Genomic DNA, 11,189 nt, shown 5'->3' on the forward strand with positions numbered 1-11,189 from the left:
ATCACGGCGGGGCATTGGATGTCAGGACTGCTGGGTGATGCGTACGTCGTCGACGCCGGCCTCGACGAGTGAGGCGCCTGACGCGTCGGCGGCCTCGACGAGGACGCGCACCGTCTGGCCGGCGAAGGCGCTCAGGTCGGCCGTGGCCACGCTCCAGGCGCCGTTGCGGTTGGTGGCGGCGCCCGCCTGCTGGAAGACGGTGGTCGTGGTCGAACCCACCACCTTGACCCTGAAGTAGTCCGCGCTGGAGGCGTTCGAGCCGTGCGCGAGGTACCACGACAGCGACAGGGTGAGGTCACCGGAGGCGGGCAGGGCGATCGGCGGCGACTGCATCGAGGTGACGCCGCCGTCGATGTCGTACGTGCCGGCCGAACTGCCCGCCAGCCGGCCGGTCACCAGGTCGTTGGCGCCGCTGACCGTGGTGCCGAGCTGCTTGGCCCCGGAGGAGGAGGTGGCCGCGGGATCGCCGCGCTCCCACTGCCCCGACGTGGCCGTGTCTGTGCCGTTCGGGTCGGTCGTCCAGCCGGTGGCGGTCTCGAAGGTGTCGGAGTGGACCGTCACCGGCGGGGTGCCCGTGCCGCAGTACTGCGACTCCTTGCCGATGATCCGGTAGACGCAGTCGGAGTATTCGAGGAAGCGGAGCACGGCCTCCCTGTTGCGGGTCGTCTGGGGGACGATCTGCTCGTCCGGCGGGTAGAAGCCGGGGTTGGAGCTGGCCGGGTACATCTCGAAGGTGTAGCTGAAGATCTTGTACGTACCCCACAGCCAGTCGTCGATGGTGCCGTCGGTGATGTAGAGGTCGCTGGCCTGCTGGGGGGTGTAGTCGTTGGTGGTGGCCATGTTCTGGCCGAGCGTGGCGTGCGCGTCCCGGTCGTCCTGCGTCAGGCCCGGCCCGGTGTCGTCGAAGGTGTAGCCGTACGGCCAGAGGATGAGCTGGCTGTAGGTGTGCCAGTCGATGTGCGCCTTGAGCTGCTGCACGCCGCCGACGACGCGGCCGCGCACCCAGTCCGCCGCGGCCTTGACCTCGGGCGCCGACTCGGCGGCCGCGCCCCGGTAGGTCTCGCTGGAGAACGACCCGGAGGAGCCGCCGCAGCAGCCCCAGTTGTAGCCCCAGTTGCGGTTCATGTCCGTGCCGACGGCCGACGAGCCGCTGTTCGGCTGCCGGTTCTTCCGCCAGGACCGGTAGCTGCCGGTGGCGATGTCGTACTCCCCGCCGTCGGGGTTGAGGTCCGGCATGATCCAGATCTCCCTGGTGTTCACCAGGTCCGTGATCCGGGTGTCGGTGCCGTGGCCGTCGGTGAGCAGGTCCATGAGGTAGAGGGCCATCTCGACCGTGAGGTGCTCGCGGGCGTGCTGGTGGGCGGTGAACAGCACCTCCGTCTCCGCCTCGTCCGTCCCCACGTTGTCGCTGATCTTGACGCCGATGAGCGGCCTGCCCTCGTGGGAGGAGCCGTAGGTGAACTTCTGGGCGATCGCCGGATGATCGGCGACCACGTCGTCCACGTACGCGGTCATCTCCGCGTAGTTGTGATAGCCCGAGTCCGCCGGCGGGAAGTCAGCTGCCACGGCAGCTGACGGGGGTAACGGGCGCGGCACCTCCGTGACCCGGTAGCCGAGCCGCTCGATCGCGGCGACCTCGGCTTCCGTGGCGGTGATCAGGACCGAGTCCTGTGTCACCTCGTCGATGGCGGCGCCGGTCGACGCGACGGCGCTGCGTTCCCGCGCGTCGGCCGGGCCCTGCACGCGGTACTGCTTGTTGGCCGGCGGCTCAGCGGTGGCCCCCGCCCCGGTCATGCCGGTCAGGCAGATGAGTCCCAGGACGGCCAGCAGGATGACTAATCGGCGTTTCACCATGTCCTCCCAGGCGCGCGGGCTTGGTGTTTACGCGCGCCTGCACTGAGAGTGAAGAGGACCGGCCAACTAGGAAAGACCCAAATATCGGCGGTACCGTGACATGTCACCACGGGCAAGCTGGAGCGAGACCACATGTTCTTCGGAATCACCGACATCTGGACCTACGTCATCGGCGCCTTCCTGATCATCCTCCTGCCTGGCCCCAACTCCGTGTACGTCCTGGCCCTGTCCGCGCAGCGCGGGGTCCGCCAGGGGTACCGGGCCGCCGCGGGGGTGTTCGTCGGCGACACCGTGCTGATGGCGCTGGCCGCCGCGGGCGCCGCGTCGCTCCTGCGGTCGAATCCGGTGCTGTTCGCGATCGTGAAGTACGCCGGCGCGGCCTATCTGGCCTGGATCGGCTTCCAGATGCTGCGCGGCGCCTGGCAGGCCTGGCGGGCGCGGCCCGAGGGTGAGCTCGGCCAGGTGGCCGCCGCGGCGGTGATGGAGTCCGATCGGCCCGGGCCCAAGGCGGTGCGGCCGTTCCGCAAGGCGTTGACGATCAGCCTGCTCAACCCGAAGGCGATCCTGTTCTTCGTCTCGTTCTTCATCCAGTTCGTGGACCCCGGTTACGCCGCGCCGGCGCTGTCGTTCCTCATCCTGGGGGCGATCATCCAGGTCTTCAGCATCCTCTACCTGTCCGCGCTGATCTTCGGCGGGAGCTTCCTGGCCGCTCAGTTCCGCACCCGCAGGCGGCTGAGCGCGGGGCTGACCTCGGGGGTGGGCGCGCTGTTCCTGGGATTCGGGGCGAAGCTGGCCACCACCTCACTGGGCTGACCAGAAAGGTATATCGGGCCCTGACGTGGGCGAACGCGTAGGAAAAGGCCGCCTCCGCCCGCTGAACGTGCCGAAAGACGCAGCCACCGCTCAGACGGTCAGGTACGGTAAGCCACCGGAAAGCGACCGGCAACCACCCGATGCGATCGTCGGGGCCTCAAGGTGGCCGCCAGGTGATGTCGAGCGGCCCATCTGGTAAGCCTGCCAGCCCGGCGCCCGGGTAGTGCCCGGCCGTCGGCCTATCTGCGGAGCGATCCATGACGCACCCACCAGTCACCCTGCCCCGGCTCACCGCCCTGGCCCGGCAGGCGGCGCCGAGACTGCTCGAAGCGGTCGTGGCGCCGATGGCGGTGTTCTATCTCGCGATGGTGGTGCTGGGTTTGAAGTGGGCGCTGATCCTGACCTGCGCGTGGGTGTACGGCGGGGTGGCCTGGCGGTTGATCAGGCGGATCCCGGTGCCGGCGACGATGCTGCTGGCCGCGGCGGCGATCACCCTGCGCACCATCGTGGGGCTGTGGACGGGCACCTGGATGTGGTACTTCATCCAGCCGGAACTGGGCACGATCTGCATCAGCATGGCCTTCCTCGCCTCGGTGCGGCTGAACAGGCCGCTCGTGCAGAAGCTGACGCTCGACTACATCCATCTGCCGAACGCGGTGCTCAAGCACGAGCGGGTGCGCAGGTTCTTCGCCAGGATCACCCTGCTGTGGGCGTTCGTGCTGCTGGCGAACTCGACGTTGAGCATCGCCCTCGCGGTGTACGAGTCGCTCGCCGGCTCACTCGGCGGGTACATGCTGCTGCGCACCTCGGCGGTGGCCGTGATAAGCGGCCTGGCGATCACCATCTCCATCTTCGGCTTCAAGCGGCTGCTGCGCAGGCTGCACGTCACCCACGCCTGAGAGACCGCCGGAGAGACCACCTGCGAGCGCGCCGGAGCGCTCGGCCAGCAGGAACGCCCCGCACATGCCCATCACCAGCCCGGTCAGCATGCCGAACAGCGCCACGAAGTCGGGCCCGCCGAGGGTGTGCGCGCCGAGCGGCCCCGCGGCGAAGGTGACGATCATCGCGTAGAGGCCCCAGCCGAACAGCGCGCCGGAGCCGAGCCAGCCCACGACCAGCGGCCGCCAGAACGGCCCGCGCCCGCGCGCCCGCACCAGGACCACCAGCGCGGCACCGGCGGCGATGGCCATCAGACCCTGCACCGCCTCCCTCATGCCCCCGACCGGGGTCATCGCGACGGCGGTCTCCCCGAGCAGTCCCGCCGTGCCGCCCAGCGCCCAGTACAGGCGGGTGCCGCCGACGATCCCGGCCACCAGCAGCGATCCCCAGCCCACGACGCGCTGGAAGGACCGGGTGAGCGAGGTGTACGGGTGCCCGATGGAGGTGGTGAAGACGCTGGTCCAGCGGTCGCGGGCGTAGAGGGCGAACGCCGTCATGAGACCGGCGCCCTGCCCGATGAAGCCGGTGTAGACGGCCAGGTAGACCCACGGCTCGATCGGGCCGCCGGTGTCGAACACGGACACGCCCGCCATGATCACGCTCAGCGGCGCGGTCACCATCACCACCGACAGCAGCCCGGCGCCCACCCACAGCGGCAGCAGCACCAGCCAGGCGGGCAGCCGCTTCCCCCACCGCATGGTGAACGCCAGCGCCAGGACCAGCGCGATCGCGTCCATGACGAAGGTGAGCGTGTTCATCCCCATCATGACCGAGCCGCTCATCAGCTCCGGGTCGGTGATGCCCAGGGAGCTGCCCGTCAGCCAGAGCATCTTGAGCGTGAGGTAGGGCAGCATGGCGGCGATGGCCACGATCGCCGCGGTGATCCGGCCGATTCCGGCCTTCTTCTCGTCCATGCTCCGAGCCTGCTCCGAGCGGCGTCGCCCGGCCTCCCGCGCCGAGGGGATCCGCCTCCCCCACCAGGGGGAGACGTCAGGGCAGGTCGACGGCCAGCTCGAACCCGTCCGCCGTGGGAGCCGCCGCCAGCGTGCCGCCTTCGCGCCGTACCCGCTCGCGCAGGCCCGCCAGCCCGAGACCGCCGGACCCGACCGCCGACCGGGGGCGGGTGGCCGGGCCGTTGGCGACGACGACGCGGCCCGGCGCGACGGTGACCGTGACCTCGGCGCCCGGCGCGTGCTTGGCCGCGTTGGTGAGCCCTTCCTGGACCACGGCGTGCGCCAGGGCGGGCACCGGCTCGGCCAGGCGCAGGGCGATCGTCATGCCGGAGGCGCGGGCCCGGCCGACCAGCGCGGCCACGTCCTCGCGCGCCGGGGACAGCGGCGCCGCCTCGGCCTCGTCGCGGAGCACGCCGATGATCTGGTGCAGCCGCTCGGTGGCGTCCGCCGCGGCCAGCCGCAGCTCGCCCGCCGCCCTGACCTGAGCGGGATCCAGGCTGGGCGCCATCTCCAGCCCGGCGGCCCGGACCGCGATGAGGGCCAGGTCGTGGCCGAGCGAGTCGTGCATGTCCCGGGCGATCCTGGCCCGCTCGCGCAGCCTCGCCTGCGCCTCGGCCGACGACCTCGCCTGCTCCCGCTGCTGCAGCAGCCTGCCGCGGAGCAGGCCGAGAAGGTACGGCACCGCGTACGTGCCCAGCAGGCCGGTGGTCATGGTGGTCCACAGGCCGACCGTGCCGCCCTGCGACAGCACCAGGCCCACGCCGACGGCGGAGAGCACGGAGGCCAGCGCCAGGGCGGGCAGGAACCGGGGCAGCCGCCGGCCGGTGAGGTAGGCGTACCAGATGACGAACGGCGAGGTCGCGACGAACGGGAAGATCTTCACGTAGCCGCCGGACGGTGCGATCCAGGTCAGGTCCGAGGTGGCGAGGCCCACGGTGAAGTCCCACGGGCCGAGCGGCAGCAGCAGCGCCACCGCCGCGAGCGGCCACGCCCGGCCGGCCAGCACGGCCAGCCCGGCCAGCGCGACGCGCGGCACGGTGATCCCCGCGAAGGCCATCGGCTGCTCGAACGGATCGGGGCCCATGGCCGACACCGCGATGGACAGCAGGCACCACAGCAGCACGTCCTGGGCCACCTGGCGACGGCTCGCTCGGCGCGGAAGTCTCACGTCGACGACGGTATAGGCCCCCGCCCGCGTCCCGGCACGGCCGATCGTCCACCGCCGGCCCTGACGAAAGGAAGGGTGGTGACCGTGTCACCGCCGAGGTGGGGCTGGCCCTACCCCAAAGGCGGATACCCGCACTGCTGTGCCAAGGCGCCGCGACCGGTTGGATCGAAGAGTGTCACCGGGGGCCGCGCAGCCGCCCCTGACGAAAGTCGGGGGTGGCGCCTACCGATCGACCGATGTGCCATGACCTGCGGGGATTGAGGCTTGGGACCGTACGACCCCTGCCCCCGCTAAGGGACAGGTCCTCGTTCGATCGGGGAGATCCCCGATGTCTCATGGCCCTCCTCACCGCCAGGCTGAGTAGGCGCCCCAACGATCGGAGTACACGCTGATGTCGCACGCTGTCCTGGAGTTACTCCAGCAGGTGATGTCGTCGCCATGGCTGTATCTGGCGCTGTTCGGGCTGGCGCTGCTCGACGGGTTCTTCCCTGTCGTGCCGGCGGAGACCTCGGTGATCACCGCCGGGGTGTTCGCGGCGACCGGGCAGACGAACCTCGCCCTGGTGATCGTGGTGGCCGCCCTGGGCGCCTTCGCCGGTGACCACATCTCCTACGCGCTCGGGCGCAAGGCCGGTGGCAGGATCCGGCAGCGCAAGGCGTTCGTGTGGGCGCGTGACACGCTCGCCGAGCGCGGCGGGCTGGTCCTGGTCGTGGCCCGCTACATTCCCGGCGGCCGGACCGCGACCACGCTCACCATGGGCGCCGTCCGCTACCCGCTGCGCTCGTTCACCTTCTTCGACGCGATCGCCGCCGTCTCCTGGGGCGTCTACTCCGGGCTGATCGGCTTCTTCGGCGGGATGGCGTTCGAGCAGGACCCGATCAAGGGCCTGCTGCTCGGACTCGGCATCGCGCTGAGCATCACCGCGATCGTCGAGGTGGTCCGGTGGGCCAGGAAGCGACGCGCCACCAAGGCTTCTCCCCAGCGCCTCCCGGTGGACACGTCCGTTTGACCCTGCCCGGTGACCATCCAGATTGAAAGGAGTCGGCATGACTGTGCTGGCCGCTGCTATCGCCCTCATCGGATCGCTGTTCTTCGCGCTCGGCGCCGCTCTGCAGCAGTTCGAGGCGTTCGGTACGGCCAAGCCCGGTCTGCTGGCGCTGTTGCGCAGGCCGCGCTGGCTGTTCGGCGGACTGTCCATTCTGGTGGGAGGCGGCCTGCACATCGTGGCGCTCGGCCTCGGCCCGCTGACCGTCGTGCAGCCGATGGGCGTGGCCAGCCTGCTGTTCGCGCTGCCGATCGCCGCCACGCTGCACGGCCGCAAGCCCGCTCGCAACGAGCTGGCCGCGGCGGGCGTGGTCGCGGCCGGGCTGATCGGTCTGGTGCTGCTGGTCCCGGAGTCGGCGGGCCCCACGCAGCTGACCACGCAGGGGCTGTTCACCCTGCTCGGCGTGGCCGGCGTCGCGGCGGTCCTGCTGTGGGCGGGCTCGAAGGCGGCCTCCCCGGCCGGCCGCGCCGCCCTGCTGGCCACCAGCTCGGGAGTGCTGTACGGCGCCACCGCCACGCTGGTCCGGGTGCTGGTGGACGGCGGCTGGAACTGGTGGTACCTCCTGGCGCTGCCCGTTCCGGCGCTGCTGGCCCTGATGATGCTGCAGCGCGCCTACGCCGTCGGCCACTTCGGCGTCTCCTTCGCCTCCCTGCAGATCGCCGACCCGCTCACCGCGGTGGCCTTCGGCGCCCTGCTACTCGGTGAGCCGCTGCCCACCGGCGTGCTGCCGATCGCGGCGGCGGCGATCACCGCGGCGGGCACCTTCGCCCTGGCGCGCACCAGCCCGCTGGAGGCGCGGCACTGATCTTCACCTTGATCTCACCGCTCCGGCCTTCCCCAGCCGGGGTTCATATCTCGAAAACGGAGTCACCCATCATGGCCATGCCCATGCGCACCATCGAAGCAACGACCGCACTCGCCCCCGCCCCCACTCGTCCCCGGCGGGTCCTGATCTCCAGCGACACCTATCCTCCCGACGTGAACGGCGCCGCCTACTTCACCCACAGGCTGGCCACCGGCCTGGCCGAACGCGGCAACGAGGTGCACGTGGTCTGCCAGTCGGAGCTCGGCCCGGCCAGCTCCGACGTGGTCGACGGCGTCATCGTGCACCGGCTGCGCTCGGCGCCGCTATTGGTCCACCCGACCATGCGCGTCACCGTCCCCACCCGGCTGGACCGGCTCGTGGAGGCCATCGAGCCGGACGTGCTGCACACCCAGGGCCACTTCGTGGTCGGCAGGTCCGCCATCGCCGCCGCCCGCCGCCGCGGCGTGCCGATCGTGGCCACCAACCACTTCATGCCCGACAACCTCTTCCAGTTCGCCCACATCCCGGCCAAGCTGCGGGAGAAGGCGGGCCGGCTGGCCTGGCGCGACTTCGGCCGGATCTTCGGCAAGGCCGACCACATCACCACGCCGACCCCGCTGGCCGCCGGCCTGCTCACCGCCCAGGGCTTCGACTACGACGTGGAGCCGGTCTCCTGCGGCATCGACCTGACCCGGTTCCACCCGCACGCCGAGCCGAAGGCCTGGGCCCGCAAGCGGTTCGAGCTGCCCGACCGGCCCACCGTGCTGTTCGTCGGCCGCCTGGACGAGGAGAAGCGGCTCGACGAGATCGTGCGGGCGCTGCCGTACGTGCTCAACGAGACCGACGCGCAGGTGGCGTTCGTCGGCAAGGGCAACCAGCGCGGCGAGCTGGAGAGGCTGGCCAGGCGGATCGGGGTGGGCGAGCGGACGTTCTTCCTCGGGTTCGTGCCCGACGAGAGCATGCCGCAGGCGTTCGCCGCCGCCGACGTGTTCGCCATGCCGGGGGTCGCCGAGTTGCAGAGCATCGCGACGCTGGAGGCGATGGCCAGCGGGCTGCCCGTGGTCGCCGCCGACGCCATGGCGCTGCCGCACCTGGTCGACGGCAACGGCTACCTGTTCCAGCCTGGAGACGTGACGGCGCTGGCCGGGCACCTGACGCGCATCCTCGCCGACGACGCGCTGCGCGAGCGCTTCGGCCGGGCCAGCCGTGAGCTCGCCCTCACCCACGACCACCAGACCTCCCTCGCCCGTTTCGAGCAGATCTACGATGAGGTGGCACGATGAGCGAGAAGACGGCCGGCACCGTGACCGTGGCGGGCACGCTGGTCGCCCTGCTGGCGTTCGGCTACGCCGAGTTCATGCTGCCCGACCGGCCGCTGCTCAGCGACTACGCGCTGGTCTCCGGCGGGCTGCTGCCGGTGGTCATCGGCATGCTCGCCCTGGCGTCGGCCTGCCTGTCGCTGGCGTACGGTCTCGCGACCGGGGAGCCGGGGCGCACCGCGGCCACCAGGGTGCTGCTGCTGGCCGCGGCCGGCGGCCTGATGTTGTGCGCGCTGTTCCCGACCGACGCCACGGTGATCAAGTCGGCGTCCGGGGAGATTCACCGCTGGGCGGGGGCGGTCGTCTTCACCACGCTGCCCGTCGCGGCGTGGGGGCTGGCGCGCGGGCGTGCGGCGCTGCCGCGCTGGACCGCCGTCAAGGCGCTGAGCGTGACCTCCGCGGTGGCGCTGGCCGTCTACCTGGCGGCACACCCGGCCTCCTTCACCTCGCCGTGGATCGGCGGCGAGGCCTACTACGGGCTGCTGCAGCGGGGTCTGGTGCTGACCGAGGTCGTGCTGGTCGCCGCCATGGCGGTGGCCTTCATGATCCGCCGGACCGTCATGGCCCCACCGGTGACTGGCGCCGCCCCGGCGGCACGCGACGAACGGCTGGCCGCCTGAGGCGCGGGGCTGCCCCGGTGCTGGCCGGCCGCCGCGCGGGCATGCTTCGCCGCCCGCCGAAAGGATGTCGTTCTAGCGTGAGCCCATGCTCATCACCCGTCATGCCGAAGCCCGCGCGCTGCTCGCGGACCCCCGTTACGTCCCGCCGCCGGTGCGGCAGGACGGCGAGCCCGGAACGCTCGCCTGGCTGCGCTCGCGGGTGTCGCGGTTCAGTCATGGGGAGGTCCACGCTGAGCGGCGGCGGGTGCTGACCGCCATTCTGGCGACGCTCGACGCGGGCGCGCTGCGATCGGCGGCCGGAGAGCTGACGCTCGAACGCGGGGGCGACTGGCGGGGCGTTCCCACCGCGGTGCTCGGCGCCGCTCTCGGCTTCGACGACACCGGCCGCCTGACGAAGGCCGTACGGACCGCCGCGACGGGTTACCTGTCCGGCGTGGAGAGCCCCGAGGCGGACGCCGCGGTCACCGACCTGATCCGGCTGGCCGGCGGCACCACCCCCGAGAGCCCCGAAAGCCCCGAAAGCATCGCCCGGATCTCCCTGCTCCTCCAGGCCCACGCCGCCACCGAGGGCCTCATCGACGCCGCGCTCGGACACGCGCGGACCCGCGCAGCCACGTTCCCCCGCACGGACCCCGGCGGACAGGTGGACGGGTTGCTGGGTGAGGTGCTTCGGCTTGATCCGCCGTTGCAGGCGACGCGGAGGGTCGATCGGCGGACCGGCGCGGAGATGGTGATCGATCTGGTGGCGGTGAACCGCGATCCTGACGTGTTCGCGGATCCCGGCCGGTTCGACGCCTCGCGGGGTGAGACGCCGCACCTGACGTTCGGCGCGGGCCTGCGGCCCTGCCCCGCCTCCCGGCACGGGCTCGCCCTGGCGGCGGGCGTGCTGGAGGCGCTGCTGGGTAAGGGGCACGGATGAGCGCGAGGTTCCGTGAGCTGCACCGGCCGGGCGACCCCCTGCTGCTGCCCAACGCCTGGGACTACGGCTCGGCGGCGCTGCTCGCCCGGCAGGGGTTCGCCGCCATCGGCACCACCAGCCTGGGCGTGTCCGCCGTGCACGGCAAGCCCGACGCGGGCGGCGCCACCAAGGCCGAGACGGTGGCCCTGGCCAGGACGGTCAAGGACCTCGGCGTGCTGGTGAGCGTGGACGTCGAAGGCGGCTTCAGCGACGATCCCGCGCAGGTGGCGGAGCTCGTCGCGACGCTGGCCGGGCTCGGCGTCGTGGGCGTCAACCTGGAGGACGGCCGGGCCGACGGCACACTGCGCCCGATCGAGACCCATCAGGCGATCATCGAGGCGGCCAAGGGACACGGCGTGTTCGTGAACGCCAGGACCGACACCCGCTGGCTGGGAACCGGCGACACCCTGGAACGGGTGCGCGCCTACGGGCACGCGGACGGCGTCTTCGTGCCCGGACTCAGCGAGCTGGGCGAGATCGCGCGGCTGGTGGAGAGCACGCCGCTGCCGGTGAACGTGCTCTACCAGCCGGGCGGGCCGAGCCTGGCCGAGCTCGCGGGGGCAGGCGTGGCGAGGGTGAGCACCGGGTCGCTGCTCTACCGGGCGAGCCTGCGGGGCGCCCTGGCCGAGCTGCGGGCCGTACAGGGAGAACCTGAGCCCGCACTGCCCACCTACGCGGACATCACCGCCATGCTGCCCGAAGCACAATAATCGGA

10 protein-coding genes are annotated in these 11,189 nt (G+C 71.7%); 8 read left to right on the forward strand and 2 right to left on the reverse strand.

The features are described from left to right. Positions 1–21 precede the first annotated feature (21 nt). Positions 22–1,854 carry a M14 family zinc carboxypeptidase gene (locus ACTMTF_RS11895; RefSeq protein ID WP_441110655.1) on the reverse strand — a complete coding sequence of 611 codons (1,833 nt, stop codon included), beginning with the start codon at positions 1,852–1,854 and terminating at the stop codon, positions 22–24. A gap of 132 nt (positions 1,855–1,986) precedes the next feature. Between ACTMTF_RS11895 and leuE the strand changes: the two genes are divergently transcribed. After that, entirely contained in the window at positions 1,987–2,667 is a 681-nt protein-coding gene (gene leuE, locus ACTMTF_RS11900; RefSeq protein ID WP_397009848.1) for a leucine efflux protein LeuE, read from the forward strand. Positions 2,668–2,924: 257 nt separating this feature from the next. Then, on the forward strand, positions 2,925–3,566 hold the full coding sequence (locus ACTMTF_RS11905; RefSeq protein ID WP_441110656.1) for a VC0807 family protein: 642 nt from the start codon (positions 2,925–2,927) through the stop codon (positions 3,564–3,566). A 1,030-nt stretch (positions 3,567–4,596) separates the two neighbouring features. Here ACTMTF_RS11905 and ACTMTF_RS11910 read toward each other — a convergent pair. Then, positions 4,597–5,727: a sensor histidine kinase gene (locus tag ACTMTF_RS11910; RefSeq protein ID WP_441110657.1), complete on the reverse strand. Its 1,131-nt coding sequence runs from the start codon at positions 5,725–5,727 to the stop codon at positions 4,597–4,599. A gap of 391 nt (positions 5,728–6,118) precedes the next feature. On the opposite strand from ACTMTF_RS11910, the gene ACTMTF_RS11915 reads away from it, so the two are divergent. The 6 genes from ACTMTF_RS11915 to ACTMTF_RS11940 all read left to right on the forward strand — a co-directional run bounded on the left by ACTMTF_RS11915 (position 6,119) and on the right by ACTMTF_RS11940 (position 11,184). Then, the gene (locus ACTMTF_RS11915; protein WP_441110658.1) at positions 6,119–6,736 is read left to right on the forward strand and encodes a DedA family protein; all 618 of its coding nucleotides are present in this window, start codon (positions 6,119–6,121) and stop codon (positions 6,734–6,736) included. A gap of 37 nt (positions 6,737–6,773) precedes the next feature. Further along, positions 6,774–7,577, forward strand: coding sequence for a DMT family transporter (locus ACTMTF_RS11920; protein ID WP_397009856.1), 804 nt, complete (start codon positions 6,774–6,776; stop codon positions 7,575–7,577). Positions 7,578–7,660: 83 nt separating this feature from the next. After that, a complete protein-coding gene (locus ACTMTF_RS11925; RefSeq protein WP_441110659.1) occupies positions 7,661–8,860 on the forward strand; it encodes a glycosyltransferase in 1,200 nt (399 codons plus the stop codon). Beyond that, positions 8,857–9,516: a DUF998 domain-containing protein gene (locus ACTMTF_RS11930; RefSeq protein ID WP_441110660.1), complete on the forward strand. Its 660-nt coding sequence runs from the start codon at positions 8,857–8,859 to the stop codon at positions 9,514–9,516. Before ACTMTF_RS11925 ends, ACTMTF_RS11930 begins: the two co-directional genes overlap by 4 nt. Before the next feature lie 85 nt (positions 9,517–9,601). Next, positions 9,602–10,435, forward strand: a complete 834-nt coding sequence (locus ACTMTF_RS11935) for a cytochrome P450 (RefSeq protein ID WP_441110661.1) — start codon at positions 9,602–9,604, stop codon at positions 10,433–10,435. Then, positions 10,432–11,184, forward strand: coding sequence for an isocitrate lyase/PEP mutase family protein (locus ACTMTF_RS11940; protein WP_441110662.1), 753 nt, complete (start codon positions 10,432–10,434; stop codon positions 11,182–11,184). The genes ACTMTF_RS11935 and ACTMTF_RS11940 overlap by 4 nt, the downstream gene beginning before the upstream one ends. The last annotated feature ends 5 nt before the right edge of the window (positions 11,185–11,189 follow it).

The sequence above is a fragment of the Nonomuraea sp. ZG12 genome (assembly GCF_052068115.1).
Classification (GTDB): Bacteria; Actinomycetota; Actinomycetes; order Streptosporangiales; family Streptosporangiaceae; genus Nonomuraea.